The organism is Roseivirga seohaensis (genome assembly GCF_001592945.1).
Classification (GTDB): Bacteria; Bacteroidota; Bacteroidia; order Cytophagales; family Cyclobacteriaceae; genus Roseivirga; species Roseivirga seohaensis.
Map to the genome: position 1 here is coordinate 177,173 of NZ_LRPB01000002.1, position 16,136 is coordinate 193,308.

General features: G+C 41.3%; 14 protein-coding genes. 10 read left to right on the top strand and 4 right to left on the bottom strand.

What is annotated here, in order from left to right; genetic code table 11:
- Positions 1 to 87 precede the first annotated feature (87 nt).
- From murD to ftsZ, 8 genes are all read left to right on the top strand, one after another.
- Positions 88 to 1,416 carry a UDP-N-acetylmuramoyl-L-alanine--D-glutamate ligase gene (gene murD / locus AWW67_RS01775; RefSeq protein WP_311316216.1) on the top strand — a complete coding sequence of 443 codons (1,329 nt, stop codon included), beginning with the start codon at positions 88 to 90 and terminating at the stop codon, positions 1,414 to 1,416.
- Between the two features lie 20 nt (positions 1,417 to 1,436).
- Positions 1,437 to 2,597 (top strand): FtsW/RodA/SpoVE family cell cycle protein, encoded by a 1,161-nt coding sequence (locus AWW67_RS01780; protein ID WP_053224892.1) that lies wholly within the window; start codon positions 1,437 to 1,439, stop codon positions 2,595 to 2,597.
- A 2-nt stretch (positions 2,598 to 2,599) separates the two neighbouring features.
- Positions 2,600 to 3,712: an undecaprenyldiphospho-muramoylpentapeptide beta-N-acetylglucosaminyltransferase gene (murG, locus tag AWW67_RS01785; RefSeq protein ID WP_082793953.1), complete on the top strand. Its 1,113-nt coding sequence runs from the start codon at positions 2,600 to 2,602 to the stop codon at positions 3,710 to 3,712.
- A complete protein-coding gene (murC, locus tag AWW67_RS01790) occupies positions 3,709 to 5,085 on the top strand; it encodes a UDP-N-acetylmuramate--L-alanine ligase (RefSeq protein ID WP_082793954.1) in 1,377 nt (458 codons plus the stop codon). The genes murG and murC overlap by 4 nt, the downstream gene beginning before the upstream one ends.
- Entirely contained in the window at positions 5,082 to 5,849 is a 768-nt protein-coding gene (locus tag AWW67_RS01795; RefSeq protein WP_062299815.1) for a cell division protein FtsQ/DivIB, read from the top strand. The genes murC and AWW67_RS01795 overlap by 4 nt, the downstream gene beginning before the upstream one ends.
- A gap of 90 nt (positions 5,850 to 5,939) precedes the next feature.
- Positions 5,940 to 7,247 (top strand): cell division protein FtsA, encoded by a 1,308-nt coding sequence (gene ftsA, locus AWW67_RS01800; RefSeq protein ID WP_053224888.1) that lies wholly within the window; start codon positions 5,940 to 5,942, stop codon positions 7,245 to 7,247.
- Positions 7,248 to 7,304: 57 nt separating this feature from the next.
- Positions 7,305 to 7,658, top strand: coding sequence for a four helix bundle protein (locus AWW67_RS01805; protein ID WP_062299816.1), 354 nt, complete (start codon positions 7,305 to 7,307; stop codon positions 7,656 to 7,658).
- Positions 7,659 to 7,719: 61 nt separating this feature from the next.
- Entirely contained in the window at positions 7,720 to 9,285 is a 1,566-nt protein-coding gene (gene ftsZ / locus AWW67_RS01810; RefSeq protein WP_053224886.1) for a cell division protein FtsZ, read from the top strand.
- A gap of 981 nt (positions 9,286 to 10,266) precedes the next feature.
- Here the strand turns inward: ftsZ and rnhB are convergent.
- A complete protein-coding gene (gene rnhB, locus AWW67_RS01815) occupies positions 10,267 to 10,863 on the bottom strand; it encodes a ribonuclease HII (protein ID WP_062299818.1) in 597 nt (198 codons plus the stop codon).
- A 54-nt stretch (positions 10,864 to 10,917) separates the two neighbouring features.
- On the opposite strand from rnhB, the gene AWW67_RS01820 reads away from it, so the two are divergent.
- Complete coding sequence (locus AWW67_RS01820; protein WP_062299819.1) at positions 10,918 to 11,466, top strand: NUDIX domain-containing protein; 549 nt, start codon at positions 10,918 to 10,920, stop codon at positions 11,464 to 11,466.
- The gene (locus AWW67_RS01825; protein WP_062299821.1) at positions 11,466 to 12,830 is read left to right on the top strand and encodes an MATE family efflux transporter; all 1,365 of its coding nucleotides are present in this window, start codon (positions 11,466 to 11,468) and stop codon (positions 12,828 to 12,830) included. Before AWW67_RS01820 ends, AWW67_RS01825 begins: the two co-directional genes overlap by 1 nt.
- Positions 12,831 to 12,850: 20 nt before the next feature.
- Here the strand turns inward: AWW67_RS01825 and AWW67_RS01830 are convergent, their stop codons facing one another.
- The 3 genes from AWW67_RS01830 to prfB form a co-directional block, all read right to left on the bottom strand.
- Positions 12,851 to 13,531 (bottom strand): lysoplasmalogenase, encoded by a 681-nt coding sequence (locus tag AWW67_RS01830; protein ID WP_062299822.1) that lies wholly within the window; start codon positions 13,529 to 13,531, stop codon positions 12,851 to 12,853.
- A 154-nt stretch (positions 13,532 to 13,685) separates the two neighbouring features.
- Positions 13,686 to 14,888, bottom strand: a complete 1,203-nt coding sequence (locus AWW67_RS01835) for an MFS transporter (protein WP_062299824.1) — start codon at positions 14,886 to 14,888, stop codon at positions 13,686 to 13,688.
- 38 nt (positions 14,889 to 14,926) lie between these two features.
- A protein-coding gene (prfB, locus tag AWW67_RS01840; RefSeq protein ID WP_141655355.1) for a peptide chain release factor 2 occupies positions 14,927 to 16,004 on the bottom strand; the annotation gives its coding sequence in 2 pieces (ribosomal slippage) (positions 14,927 to 15,943 and positions 15,945 to 16,004; 1,077 coding nt in all).
- Positions 16,005 to 16,136 lie beyond the last annotated feature (132 nt).

The following is a 16,136-nucleotide window of genomic DNA, read 5'->3' on the forward strand; positions in this document are numbered from 1 at the left end:
GGAAGAAAACGGGGAAAAGAATTAAAAAACTGGGAGTCAGGGAACTCAATTCTCTGAAAAAAACTCAGCGATAACTGATAACGAATCTTGAAAAGAAAACTAACCATACTAGGCGCAGGCGAAAGCGGAACAGGAGCGGCATTGCTTGGGAAAGCAAAAGGCTATGACGTGTTCGTGTCTGATATGGGGCAGATCAAAGAACAGTATGTTCAGGAGTTAGAGGCCAATGATATTGAGTTTGAAAGCGGAAAACATTCAGAAGATCGAATTTTAGAAAGTGACTTGGTAATTAAGAGTCCTGGAATCCCAGAATCAGCTCCTTTGATCAAAAAACTCAGAGCCAAAGGAAATTTAATCATTGGCGAAATCGAGTTTGCAGCTCGGCATACGGCCGCAAAGTTGATTGGTATTACAGGAACAAACGGTAAAACTACTACCACGCTTTTGACTTATCATCTCTTGAAAGAAGGAGGGTTTAACGTAGGTCTTGGCGGAAATGTAGGAAAAAGTTTAGCACGTCAGGTGATCGAAGATCAACACGATTGGTACGTGCTAGAATTGAGCAGTTTTCAGTTGGACGACTGTTACGAATTGAAATTAAACATTGCAGTAGTATTGAATATCACTCCAGATCATTTGGATAGATATGATTACGACTTCGAAAAATATATCGCATCGAAGATGCGCATATTTCACCTTGTACACCTGGGAGGTCATGCCGTTTATTGGAACGATGACCACCAAATTGGGAAGAACATTTCTAAAGCCGCTCGCGGCCTGAAAGTTCATCCTTATTCGCTTGGAGGAGACGCTTCCGAGATAAACAATGATAGGTTGTTTTTTACCCCTTTAAACGTTGAGGTATCTGCCCCCAGAGCAGATATCTCAATAAAGGGGCAACATAATATGCTCAATGCCAAAGCTGCTGGCTATGCCGCAAGTTTGGCGGGGGTAAGTGATGAAGCCATTATTCGTGGTTTTAAAAACTTTAAAAATGCACCGCACCGATTGGAGCCAGTAAGGGAAATCAATGGAGCGAAATATATCAATGATTCAAAAGCAACTAATGTGGATTCTGTCTACTATGCTTTGGATGCGGTTGATGCACCTATTGTTTGGATTGCAGGTGGGGTAGATAAAGGAAATGATTACAGCCTAATTCAGGCGTTGGTACAGAATAAAGTAAAAAGCTTGATCTGTTTGGGAAAAGATAATTCGAAACTCTTTACGGCTTTCGAAAACATAGTGCCCAGCATTCAGGCAACGGACGATTTGATTAAAGCAATTAGAATGGCCAAGGAATTAGCTGAACCGGGCGATACGGTGTTGTTATCTCCGGCTTGTGCAAGCTTCGATTTGTTCAAGAACTATGAAGATCGCGGAGATCAGTTTAGAACAGCAGTTTTAGCCATTTAAAATAGAATATAAAAAATACGATGTTAGTAAAATTGAAAACATGGACCGATAAACACCTTCAGGGCGATCCCGTCATTTGGGTGGTGGTGCTATGCCTTTCTCTCATTAGTATTTTGGTGGTTTATAGTGCAACGGGCTCCTTGGCTTACAAACAAATGGGGGGAAATACCGAGTATTACCTTATTCGTCATACCATTATGGTAGGTTTGGCCATGGTGGTAATGTGGGTGGCACATAAAATCGACTACCGCTATTATTCTAAAATTACACGATACGCACTTTTCGTTTCTGTGCCATTATTGCTCTATGCATGGCAAGCAGGCTCAACTGTAAATGAAGCTTCTCGTTGGATTGAGTTGCCATTTATTGGTTTGCAGTTTCAGCCTTCTGATTTGGCTAAAATGGCCCTGATTGCTGGTTTAGCTAGTATGTTGGCCAAAAGGCAACAGAATATTGCCAATATCAAAGAATCATTGATTCCAATGTTAGCATGGTGTGGCGCAATTTGCGGCCTTATTGCAATGACCAATATTTCGACCGCAATTTTACTTTTTCTTACCTGCATGTTGCTTTTATTCATAGGTCGAGTACCGCCTAAATATTTGGCCATGTTGGTGGTGGTTGGAGCATTTGTAGGAGTTCTTGCGATGAGTTTTGGTCAGCGTGGCGGAACCGCAATTAGTAGGGTAACTGATTTTATCAGTCAAGAAGAAGTGCCTTATCAGGCTCAACAATCTTATATCGCTATTGCCACAGGTGGAGTAATTGGAAAAGGCCCAGGCAAGAGCGATCAAAGAAATTTCCTTCCATATCCTTATTCAGATTTTGTGTATGCCATCATTATCGAAGAGTATGGAATGATTGGAGGCGTGTTCGTTTTGTTCCTCTATTTAGTGCTGCTCTATCGAGGAATGCGAGTAATGGCCAACAGTGACAGGGCATTTGGAGGACTGCTTTCAGCGGGACTCAGTTTCGCCATTGTAATTCAGGCCTTGGTAAATATTGGCGTTGTGGTGGGTTTAGGCCCTGTAACAGGTCAAACATTACCATTGATTAGTATGGGGGGAACCTCACTACTATTCACTGGGCTTTCCTTAGGAATCATTCTGAGCGTGAGCCGAGGAGAACAAGAAAGTTTTTCGCCTATCAATGGCGATTTAAGAAATACAGCTAAAGCATAATAATCATAGAAAAGAAACAACCATATCGAATCATTATCAGCGGAGGCGGCACAGGCGGGCATATATACCCAGCCATTGCCATTGCCAATGCTTTTAAAGCGCGCTTCGATGATGCTGAAATTCTTTTTGTGGGTGCCGAAGGAAAAATGGAAATGCAAAAAGTGCCTGAAGCGGGTTATAAAATCATCGGTCTATGGATCAGTGGTTTGCAGCGCAGACTCACTTTCGACAATCTTCTTTTTCCAGTAAAATTGGTGAATAGTCTCAGCAAAAGCGCGGGGATTATTAGAAGGTTTAGGCCACATGCAGTGGTAGGTGTTGGTGGTTATGCTAGCGGTCCTTTATTAAGAGTGGCTTCGCGAAAGGGAATTCCTGCGGTGATTCAGGAGCAGAATTCATATGCAGGCCTTACCAATAAATTATTGGCAAAGAAGGTGCAAAAGATATGCGTAGCGTATCCTAATATGGAGCAATTCTTCCCAGCCAATAAAATCGCTTTTACAGGAAATCCTGTAAGAAAGGATATAGTGGATTTAGCAGGAAAGAAAGAAGCTGCATTGAAGCATTTTGGTTTGAGTGATGCACCAGTTTTGATGATTTTAGGAGGAAGCCTTGGCGCCAGAACCCTGAACGACAGTATGGTACTGGGTTTAGAGAAATTAAAGGAAGAAGGTGTTCAAGTGATTTGGCAGTGTGGCAAGTTTTATCATGCTGAAATGAAACAGAAACTTGAGGCTTCTGGAGATGCAAAAGGCATTCTTCTATTCGAGTTTTTGAAGGAAATGGATTTGGCCTATGCCGCAGCAGACGTTGTGATTTCCAGAGCGGGTGCATTATCGGTTTCTGAATTGAGCATTGCTGCCAAGCCGACAATTTTTGTGCCTTCGCCCAACGTAGCCGAAGACCACCAAACCAAAAACGCGAAAGCTTTGGTAGATAATGAGGCCGCCATTTTGGTGAAGGATGTAGAAGCCAGAGAGAGATTAATAGACGAAGCCATTACGCTGATCCGCGATCAGGAAAAGCAAGAGAGGCTGAGTGAAAAAATAAAGGCATTGGCCAAACCCAATGCTGCTGAAGAAATAGTTGACGAAATTTTAAAATTGATAGCGTGAAGCTGAGAGACATACATAACGTATATTTTCTTGGGATCGGAGGGATCGGGATGAGTGCTTTGGCCAGATGGTTTAAGCATAACGGTAAAGCTGTGTCTGGTTACGATAAAACGCCAACTGCGCTTACGAATCAATTAGAAAGCGAAGGAATTGCAGTTCATTTTGAAGATGACCCTGCGCAAATTAGCGATAAAATAAAAAGCTCGAAAGAAGATGCTTTGGTGATCTACACGCCAGCAATTCCAAAAGATCATAAAGAGTGGGCTTGGCTCAAGGCAGAAGGTTTCACCATAATGAAACGTTCACAAGTACTGGGTTTAATTACCGAAAGCATGATTTCTGTGGCGGTGGCCGGAACCCATGGTAAAACCACTACTAGTTCTATGATCGTCCATTTAATGAAAACTGCAGGCATTGATTGCACAGGTTTTTTGGGGGGAATTGCGACCAACTACGGTACAAACATGGTGATGAATGAGGAAACCAATTCTATCGCTGTGATTGAGGCCGATGAGTTTGATCGCTCGTTCTTAACGCTTCGTCCAGATGTGGCTGTGGTTACCTCTATCGATGCAGATCATTTAGATATTTACGGTGATAAAGACGCTTTGAAAGAGTCTTTTGCACTGTTTGTAAGTAAAATTGAAAAGAAAGGTAAACTCTTCGCAAAGCAAGGAGTGGGGAGTCAAATCTTGGGTGATGAGAATAGAATCCATCATTCTAGTTATGCCTTGGAGTCGGCTGACATTACAGCCGAAAACCTAAGAATTGAAGAGGCCGCTTTTGTTTTCGATTATAAAACGAGCAAGAAAACGATTACAGGTATTCGGTTGAATGTGCCTGGTTTTCATAATGTAGAAAATGCTTTGGCTGCCATTTCGGTAACCAAATACTTTGGTGCCGATGATGACTCTATTCGCGAAGGAGTAAGCACATATAAAGGAGTGAAAAGGCGTTTTGAGTATGTTATCAAGTCTGATAGCTTGGTGTATATTGATGATTACGCACATCACCCGGTCGAGATCGAATCACTGTTGAAGTCGGTGAGAGCGCTTTACCCAAACAAAAGAATTACGGCTGTTTTTCAACCGCATTTGTTCAGCCGTACAAGAGATTTCGCTTCAGAGTTTTCGGAGAGTTTGAGCTTAGCAGATGAGGTAATTTTGTTAGATATCTATCCTGCCAGAGAGCAACCAATTGAAGGGGTTACTTCAGAAATGTTGCTTGATAAAGTAACGGCAGAGAGAAAAATAGTTTGCGCAAAAGAAGCATTGCTTGAGCAAATTAAAGCTTGGCAGCCAGAGGTGCTTTTAACCATTGGCGCTGGCGACATTGATAAATTTGTAGAACCTATAAAAACTGAATTGTCATGAGAGCAAAAGAAACAATTTGGAGGATCGTAGGGATTACAGGGGCTTCAGTGCTTCTTTTATCTATGATCAGTTTTATCGACAAAAGAGAGCTGGGCTACAGAATTGATGACATCGAAGTGGACATCGTAAATACCTTCGAGAATTTCTTTATCGATGAGGAAGATGTAATGTCGCTCATTTTCGAGAACAAAGGAGATACTGTATTAGGTGATGCTTACGGCAGGGTGAGTTTGAAAGAAATAGAGCAAAGGGTGGAGTCGCACAGTTTTGTAAAAGATGCCCAAGTGTTTAGAGATTTAAATGGGCATTTGGTGGTGAAAGCCATTCAGAATAAACCCATGGCAAGAATTATAGCGGATAACGGAAAACATGCTTATTTGGGAGAAGAGGGTGATATTTTACCAGTTTCAAGTAAATACACGGCAAGGGTTATTGTGCTTTCAGGGAAATATATGGATGAGTTGACTTCTCGAAAAAGCATTGAAGAAAATGAATATGACCAAAAGCTTTATGATTTGATCGAATACATCAATAAAGATAAGTTTTGGAGCATGCAAATCGCTCAGTTGGTAGTAAACAAAAACGGAAAAGTAGTGATGATTCCACAAGTAGGAGATCAGAAACTTGAGTTTGGTTATGCTGAAGATTTTAAGTCGAAGTTCAAGAGGTTGGAAATTTTCTTTAAAGAAATTATGCCAACAAAAGGTTGGAATACCTACAGTAGAGTAAATGTAGAATACAAAGATCAACTCATTTGTGAGTGATCGAAACAAAGGAATTTAAAGTGAAAGTGAATGTAGAAGTAACAGGTTTACAAACACAGAAGCTCTGAAATATAAAATACAAACAACGCCATGCAAGAAGATAAAATAGTTGTCGGACTAGACATTGGAACCACAAAAATCTGTGTGATTGTGGGAACGAAAAATGAGTATGGAAAACTCGAGGTACTAGGAATGGGTAAAGCCGTTTCTGATGGAGTTATCCGTGGAATAGTGACCAATATTGACAAAACCGTTATTGCAATTGAAAAGGCAATTGCCGAAGCAAGTGAGCAATCAGGTATCGAAATCAATGTGGTAAATGTGGGCATTGCAGGCCAACACATTAAGAGTTCGGTGCACCACGGTAGCATCACCCGCGATGTAGTTGAAGACGAAATTACGGTGAGCGATTTAACTCGTTTGTCGAATGATATACACAAAATTGTAATGCCTCCAGGCTGTGAAATTATTCACGTAATGCCACAGGATTACATTGTGGATTATGAAGAAGGAATTAAAGATCCGGTGGGTATGTCGGGCGTTAAGCTTGAAGCAGATTTTCATGTAATTACTGCTCAAACTAATGCCATCAGAAATATCAATAAATGCGTGCGCAGGGCTGGTTTAGAAATCGAAAATTTGATTTTAGAGCCTTTGGCATCAAGCATGTCGGTATTAAGTGATGAAGAAAAAGAGGCTGGCGTTTGCCTTGTAGATATTGGTGGTGGTACTACCGACATCGCAATCTTCCACGATAATATTATCCGACACACAGCAGTCATTCCTTTTGGTGGTAATATCATCACCTCCGACATTAAGGAAGGCTGTAAAGTAATGCAGAACCAAGCTGAGCTGTTGAAAACAAAATTCGGAAAAGCCATTGCAGAAGAGGCCAATCCAAATGAAATCGTTTCGATTCCTGGCTTAAGAAATAGACCGCCAAAGGAAATTTCGATCCGTAACCTTGCCAATATTATTGAGGCTAGAATGGAAGAAATTATTGAGTTGGTACATGCCGAAATTATTACTTCTGGTTACGCAAGCAAGTTGGCTGGTGGAATCGTGATTACTGGAGGTGGTTCACAACTGGGTTATGTAAAACAGTTGTTTGAATACATGACGGGCATGGACGCCAGAATTGGTTACCCCAACGAGCACCTTGGTAAAAGTAAAATTGAAGCGATCAAGAGTCCAATGTATGCAACAACGGTTGGTTTAGTGCTTTCGGGCTTTAGGGCCATAGATGAAAGAGAAAACCGCTATATGCAAAACCAAGTGGCTTCTGGAAAGAAAACTATGAAGAGCGCAAAGAAAAGCTCGGACTTCTTCAAAGGCCTTATTGATAAAACAAAAGGTTTATTGATGGATGATTTTCAGGATAAGGGCGGAGAGTACTGAGGAGTTGGAAGATGGAAGGCCGAAGTTGGAAGTCAGTTTGGAAATAATATTTGAGGTATGAGTTTCAAATTTGAGAGTTTATTGATCTGGCAGAAAGCAATGGATTTAGGAGAGGTTGTGAATAGCATGACGCTGAAATTTCCTGATAGGGAAAAATTCAATCTATCTTCTCAAATGTCTAGAGCTGCCGATTCTGTTGCTCTTAATATTTCAGAAGGCTCAATCGGGCAGTCAGGCCCCGAGTATAGAAAGTTCATGGGGTACGCCATTCGTTCTTTGGCCGAAACAGTGACTTGTCTTTACAAGGCTGACAGAAGAGAATGCATAACAAAAAGTGAATTCAGTGCTGTTTATGACGCATCATTCAACTTGATGAACATGATGACAGCATTTAAAAATAAGATAAAATAACAAATACCTGATTTTGTCTTCGGTCTTCGGGCTTCAGACTTCAGGCTTAAACATAATAATCATGGCAGAATCTTATATGTTCGAAATTCCTAAGCATCACAAATCGATCATTAAAGTGATTGGAGTTGGTGGCGGAGGAAGCAACGCAGTAAACCACATGTATAATCAGGGGATTAAGGATGTGGAATTTATCGTTTGTAACACCGATGCACAAGCATTGAAAAGCAGTCCTATTCCAAATAGGTTGCAAATTGGTATTGGTCTAACCGAAGGTCTTGGTGCTGGAGCCAGCCCTGAAGTGGGTAAAAATGCCGCTTTAGAAAGCAAAGAGGACATCCGTCAAATGCTGGGTGACGATACCAAAATGGTGTTTATCACTGCTGGAATGGGTGGAGGTACCGGAACAGGTGCAGCTCCAATTATTGCCAAAATTGCACGCGACATGGACCTACTTACCGTAGGTATTGTTACGGCTCCTTTTGGTTTTGAAGGAAGAAAGAAAATGAATGCGGCTAATGAAGGTATTGCTGCATTAAAGGAAAATTGTGATACTGTTTTGGTGATCCTCAACGATAAACTGAGAGAAATCCACGGTAACCTACCAATCAGTAAGGCATTTGCCGAAGCTGATAACATTTTAACTACGGCTGCCAAAGGAATTGCCGAAATCATTACCGTTCCGGGGTATGTAAATGTCGATTTTATGGACGTTCAAACCGTAATGAAAGGCGCAGGTGCTGCGGTGATGGGTTCTGCTTCTGCCGAAGGCGAAGGAAGAGCACTAAGAGCTGCAGAAATGGCCATCTCTTCTCCATTATTGAATAGCCAAGATATTTTGGGTGCTAAGAAAATCTTGCTTTCTATTATTTCTGGTGAAGAAGCCGAACTTCAAATGGATGAGCTTACTGAAATCACTGAGTACATCCAAGACAAAGCAGGTGACGATGCTGAGGTAATCTTTGGTCACGGTATTGATGTTGATCATGGACAAAGCATTAGCGTAACCGTTATAGCAACGGGCTTCGAAACTCCATTAGTGGAAGCTAGACCTACTACTAAAAAAACGGTGATTGATTTAGAGAGTAATCAGCCAATTGAACGAAATGTTGAAAAACCATCTTTTGTTCAAAAGCCAACACAGTCATCTTTATTTAGTGCGGGCTTCGAAAAACCAGAACCTCGACAAGAAATTGATGAGGTAGAGAATAAAGATGACAGTGATGATGATAACATCACTTCAGGTTATACTTTCTTGTCTAGGTTGGCTCAGAAATATGATATCGAAGAAGTTGGGCCAGAAGCCAATGATGACCCTGAAATTCGTATGCGAAATGAGCGCATTGAGTTAGATCATGAAGAGCAACGTTATAAGGATTTCTTGGAAATGAAGCGTAATAAACTTCAGCAACAAGCCAGGCTCAGAGAAGAAAAACTGCGTAGCTCTGGAAATTATCACATTAAAAATGATGACATCAAAGAAAAGTTAGAGATTCCTGCTTACCAGCGTAGGCAAGTGAGGTTAAACGATGCACCGCCTTCATCTGAAAGCAATGTGTCGCGCTATAACTTGAACGATGATGATGAAATTATGGGCAACAATAAATTTCTGCACGACAATGTAGATTGATTAAAATCTTTCACCTAAATACAAAAGACGACCTGCTGCCATGGGTCGTCTTTTTTTTGTTACTATCACCAACCCTTGGAGGGTTCAAAAACCTCCAAGGGATTTTTAAATAAGTATTGTTGTCAATAACAGCCATCCTGTAGGTCTCAGCAGCTCAGGTCGCTAGTATACTTTCCTGTGTTACTGAAAAGGATGTTTACAGCATGACTTAGCTTTGTGCTCAACCCCACCTTTTGGAGGGGTTCAAAACCCTCCAAAAGTTTATTGAAATCGTGTGGGCTCGCCATAACATTCACCGTACGCCTCGATATCAGCTTTCCTTTTGCAACTGAAAAAGATGCTTACAGCATGACTTAGTTTTGAAGTTAGTGCACAAAACTTTGAGTGCATGTTCGCTAGCTATTAAGTCATCCCGTAGGGATCTTTTTCAGCATTTTAGTTTACCTGTTTATTGTAACCTGTGGTATTCTTGTGTTACTGAAAATGATGCTTACAGCATGACTTAACTTTGAATTTAGCACTCATGACTTTGATTGCAGGTCAGCCAGCTACTAAGTCACCCTGTAAGGGTTTTTTCCCGTAGTGCAAGTCATTAGCTCTGTATCCCGATAATGAAAAGGATGCTTACAGCTTAACTTAACTTTGAATTTAGCACTACCTTTTGGAGGGTTCAAAACCCTCCAAAAGTTTATTGAAATCGTATGGGCTCGCCATAACATTCACCGTACGCCTCGATATCAGCTTTCCTTTTGCAACTGAAAAAGATGCTTACAGCATGACTTAACTTTGGAGTTTGTGCGAGTGAATGAGTTGAGTTGGTAAAGCCTGCTACAAAGTCATCCCGTAGGGATCTTTTTCAGTATTTTAGTTTGCCTGTTTATTGTAACCTGTTTTTTTGTTACTGAAAATGATGCTTACAGCATGACTTAACTTTGAATTTAGCACTACCTTTTGGAGGGTTTCAAACCCTCCAAAAGTTTATCAAAACAACTCCATCTGCTCAGGCAATAACCTAAAAGATTTTCTATGCAAAGGAGTAACACCTAAATCTCGAATAGCTTGACGGTGCTTTTTAGTAGGGTAGCCGGCATTACTTTCCCAGCCATACCCGGGGAATTTCAATGCCGCCTCACTCATAATTCTGTCTCTTTCTACTTTGGCTAAAATGGAAGCCGCAGCAATGGATAAATACTTTCCATCGCCCTTTATAATACACTCATGCGGAATACTCTGATAGACCTTAAAGCGGTTCCCGTCAATAAGTAATAGTTCGGGCTTGATTTGCAATTGATCAATAGCGCGGTGCATGGCTAAAAATGAGGCGTTCAAAATATTGACTTCATCAATTTCCTCTGGACTTACTTCGCAAACCGCCCAAGCCAAGGCTTCGGTTTTGATTTCAATTTCAAGCTGCTCTCTGTGTGCCCTTTTCAGTTGTTTAGAATCATTGAGCAGCTTATTCTCGTAATCCGCTGGTAGAATAACGGCCGAGGCCACTACTGGACCCGCAAGAGGGCCACGGCCAGCTTCATCACAACCCGCTTCAATCTTTCCAGAACCAAAATTTGATAATAACATGCCCAAACTTAAAACTTTGATTTGGATGCTGAAACATATGTCTAATTTTGCGGCATGGAATCGCATAAAAACCCTTGGAAGACTTTAGATGGAAAACTGATTTACGAGAACCCATGGATTAGAGTCGATGAGTTTAATGTGATCAATCCTTCGGGCGGAAAAGGGATTTATGGGAAGGTGTCTTTCAAAGGCCGAGCGGTAGGTATTCTTCCCATTGATGAAGAAATGAATACTTGGCTCGTTGGGCAATATAGATATACTTTGAATGAATACAGTTGGGAAATTCCTATGGGTGCAGTACCTGAAAACGAAACTTTAGAAATAGGAGCGAAGCGTGAGTTAAAAGAAGAAACAGGGTTAGACTGTAACGAACTTGAGTTTCTGTGTAAAATTCATACCTCCAACTCTGTTACAGACGAAGTGGGGTTCGCCTATTTAGCAACTGGCCTTACCGAGGGTGAAGCCAACTTTGACGATACCGAAGACATTTCAATCAAGAAATTACCCTTTACCGAAGTTTTGGAAATGGTACTCGATGGCCGCATTACCGATAGTTTAAGCGTAGCGGCAATCATGAGGTTTGCTAGAATAAAAGGAATCTGATGTTGGAGAAACTATCGTACAAACAACATTTCAGCAAAACTATTAACCTTGCCTATCCTGTAATGTTGAGCCAAGTAGGTCATGTTACCGTGGGTATAGTGGATAGCATCATGGTAGGCCAAATTGGGCCAGAAGCATTGGCAGCATCTTCTTTTGCCAATAATGTGCTTATGGTATTTCTGATGTTCGGCATTGGCATGTCGTATGGCATCACTCCATTAGTCGCTCAGGCCGATGGTGAGGGCGACCGCAATAAAATCACCCGACTGCTCCGCCATGGGATTGTTTTGTGTTTGGGCACCAGTTTAGTATTGGTCTTATTAGGCTACCTCTTGTCTTTTGGTTTTGGAAGTTTTTCTCAACCCGATGAAGTAATCAGGTTGGGGAAACCATACTTCTATGTCATCCTCTTTTCGATGATTCCGATGATGCTTTTTCAGAATTTCCGACAATTTGCCGAGGGGCTTTCTATCACCAAACCGACCATGTTTATTACCATTAGTGCTAACCTGATCAATGTGTTATTCAATTACATTCTAATTTATGGAAAGTTCGGTTTTCCTGAATTGGGCCTAATTGGAGCGGGTTGGGGAACATTAATTTCTAGGGTATTTATGGCCATAGGTATGATGCTGTATGTAGGAAGGAGTAAAAGAACACAGTATTACAGCGCTGCTTTCAAAATTTTCAATATTACCGCAGCCTACTTTAAACCCATGCTCAAAATTGGAGTGCCAAGCGGAACCCAGTTTGTATTCGAGGTAAGTGCTTTTGCAGGAGCAGCGTTGTTGATGGGAAGGCTTGGGGTAGTTCCTTTGGCAGCACACCAAATTGCTTTGAGCTTGGTTTCACTCAGTTATATGATGGCCACAGGTATTGCAGCAGCTTCTACCGTGCGTATTGGTAATCAGGTGGGGAGAAGAGATGCGTTCAATTTAAATCGCGCTGGTAATACCAGTTTTATGATGGCTCTTATTTTTATGGCCTGTTGTTCTGTAGTCTACATTGTATTCCATAATTTCTTCCCTACACTCTATATCGATGACCCCGAAGTAATAAGAATAGCAGGCTCATTGATTATTGTGGCAGGTTTTTTCCAGTTGTCAGATGGCGTGCAAGTGGTGGGGCTAGGCTCGCTTAGAGGGATGTCTGATGTTCGAGTGCCTACTGTAATCACTTTTGTGGCCTATTGGGTACTCGGTATTCCGGTTAGTTATTTGTTTGGTTTCACGTTAGGCTTTGGCCCCGAAGGCGTTTGGTATGGCCTGCTAACCGGCTTAAGCATAGCAGCCATCACCCTCTTTATCCGCTTTAAGGTTTTGGCGAAAAGGAAGGCGCTTTCTTTTGGGACGGAAGGCAAATAGATTAATGCCTGTGTCGTCTTTTATTCACTTGCTTTAAGACCTTTAATAAACTCTACAATCCCCCTAACTATCATAAATTGGGCTATAATGTAAGTAAGCATAATCAAGAAACCCGCTTGCGGAAAAGGGGTTCCAAATTGGTTAATGGCCAAAATACTATCGCTGATAATGAAAAGAAAGGCGCCAATCATAATCCACCAAAAACTGGCTTTGTCTGTTTTGCCCCAGCGCTTGCTGGCGGTAATGCCCATAATACAAATCACGATGGTGTAGAGCAGCGCTGGAATCATCATATCTCCCAATCCTGGTTTGATTTGCTGAAATATAACGAGGCCGTAAAAACCAAAGAGTAAATCATGCCACCTGAATTTTAGTTTTCGGTCTTCCGTATCTACCAAATTGAGGTTTAGAAAAATGTAAATGAGGTGTGCTAGTAAAAATGAAGCCAAACCCAGCAGAAAGAAGATGGGCTGAGCTTTCGAAAAAATCAAGAAAACATCACCTAATAGAGAAAGAAAAAGAGCCGCATTCACAAATTTGCTCAGTACCGTTTTCGGCACTTCATTATTGAAATAAATCATCAAGCCTACCATTAAAAGTGGTTTGGTGAAATCGGCCATGGTAGGAAAATCCATAAGCTTGGCCAGCAGGTGAAGAAAGGAAAATGCAAAAAAGGGAAGCAGTGTCTTTGGTGTTTTCATGATTTTTAAATCTAGGAATAACCCTCCAAAAGTTCTGTATATTAAATGGTTATAGGTTATTTGGGGTTGTCGTTAAATATATTAATTACCGCTCTCTAAATGATGGGATACCGAAACAAGTTCAGTATGACTGGGTAAGGAGGGTTCGATTCTATTAAACCGTACTCTTCACAAACCGCTTCGACCAATTTAAACCAAAAGTTAGAAATAAGAAACCGATAAAGGAAAGCGCAGCACAAAGCAAAAAGGCTTCGCGAAGGTTTTCAATGTGGTTTGCGTAAATCCATCCAGCAATGAGCGCTCCTGAACCAATACCAATTTCTAGTGCAATGTACATAGTGGCCAAGCCTTTGCCACGCAAGTGGTCTAAACTCAAGTCAATCGTCCATGCATAAATGGTTGGGGTATTCATTCCTACTGCAACTCCAAACATTACTGCGCTAACCATTAGCATGGTTTGAGTGTGCGTATAGGCGATAAGAACATCAGAAACGACTATCGCCAATGCCGCAATTTTCAAAACGATTATCCTTCCATATTTATCTGAAGCTTTTCCTGCCAAAAGTCGAATGGCTAATGATGAAATCACGAACACGGTAAAGAAAATTCCTTTTTCACCTTGATCATAACCTAGTTGTATGGTAAGGTCTGGCACTAAAGTAAGTACTGCTCCAAATGAAAATGCAGTGAGTAAAAATAGGAGGGAGGGGTTGAAGACTCTTGGTTCAATAACCTCATTCCATTTGATTTTGAGTAACCTTGGGTGGAATTTCACCTTTTCTTGCAAGGTTTCTTTCATGCCAGCTAGTATAATTACTGATAATATTGCAGCCACAGAAGAGGTATAGAATGTCATATCCAAACCATAGGCGGCTGTAATCTTCGGACCAATGGATGGGCCTGCTGCCATACCTAAGCTCCCGAAAAAGCCAGAGTACCCCATGGCTTCACCTCTTCTGGTGGAAGGTACAATATCGGCAATATAAGCTGAGGTGCCTGTTGGTTTAAAGCCCGTGGAAAAGCCATGCAAAAACCTGAGGAGTAAAAGCGCCCATACCGTGCTAACTATTGGATAAAGAAAGCCCATTACGAAACATACGCCAGCTCCAAAAATCATTACTGGTATTCTGCCAATCGTATCAGATAATCTACCGCTAAAGGGCCTTGAAAGCCCTGCCGTTACGGTAAACAGAGAAATGATTAAGCCCTTGTATTCGCCCCCACCCAATGAAGTGATGTAATCATACAAATCGGGTACGATCATATTAAAGCTACCGAAGAACAGAAAGGAACTTAGGCAAAGTAAAAAAAACTGTAAGGTGTAAATACTGGGCGTTCCTGTCTTTCTTTTGAGCATAGTTGTAAATAAAAAATGGAGCCGAGACTCCATTTGATTTATTGCTGCATTAAATAAGCCTTTATGTAATCGTCTAAATCTCCATCTAACACGTTTTGTACATCGGTGCGTTCAAAACCAGTTCGGGCATCTTTGATTAGTTTATAAGGATGTAGTACATAGTTTCTAATTTGAGAACCAAAATCAACTCTCATTTTTTCGCCTTCCACTTTGTCTCGTGCAGCGTTTCGCTTGTCCATTTCAATTTGATAGAGCCTCGATTTAAGCATTGAAAGCGCTTTTTCCTTATTGCCCAGCTGCGATCTACCTTCTGTATTTTCAATTGTAATACCCGTAGGAGCGTGTTTTAGACGTACCCCAGTTTCTACTTTGTTTACATTCTGTCCACCAGCTCCTCCCGATCGGAAAGTATCCCAACTGATATCAGCAGGGTTAATTTCAATTTCAATGGTGTCATCAACTACTGGGTAGGCAAATACAGAGGCAAATGAGGTATGTCTTCTTCCGCCAGAATCGAAAGGAGAAATACGAACCAATCGATGCACTCCTGATTCGGCCTTCAATAGCCCAAAAGCAAATTCGCCTTCGAATTCAAGCGTACAGGATTTACAGCCTGCTACATCACCTGGTTGATAATGAATTTGTTTAACCTTATAGCCCTTGCTTTCGCCCCACATGATGTACATACGCATCAATATTTCGGCCCAGTCGTTACTTTCAGTTCCGCCTGCGCCTGGGTTGATTTCAATCATGGCACTCAGTTGGTCTTCTTCACCACTGAGCATCTTTTTGAATTCAATTTCTTCGAGAATTTCCAAGGCCTTTCGGTATTCTTTTTCTACCTCTTCTTCCGACACTTCGCCCATTTCGAGAAACTCGTTTAGGGTGTCAACGTCTTCTAAGGCAGTTAAAACGTTTTCAAAGCTGGTGGTCCATACTTTCTTTAAACGTATTTGTTTTAATACTTTTTCGGCTTCTTTTGGATCGTTCCAAAACTCTGGTTGGGCTGTAACCAGTTCTTCTTCTTCTACTTCACGTTTCTTGACATCGTAGTCAAAGATACCCCCTCAAAGCCGCTACTCTGGCTTTTAAATCTTTCAGCTGATCTGAAGTCATAGTTTGTGATTTTTTGAAGCGCAAAGGTGGTGAAATGTAGGGGATAATTCAAGGTTGAATTGGGTATGAATGATACTTTGGTAGTATTAAAAAAGAAGAAGCCCAATTTATACCTGTCTCTTATACACATCT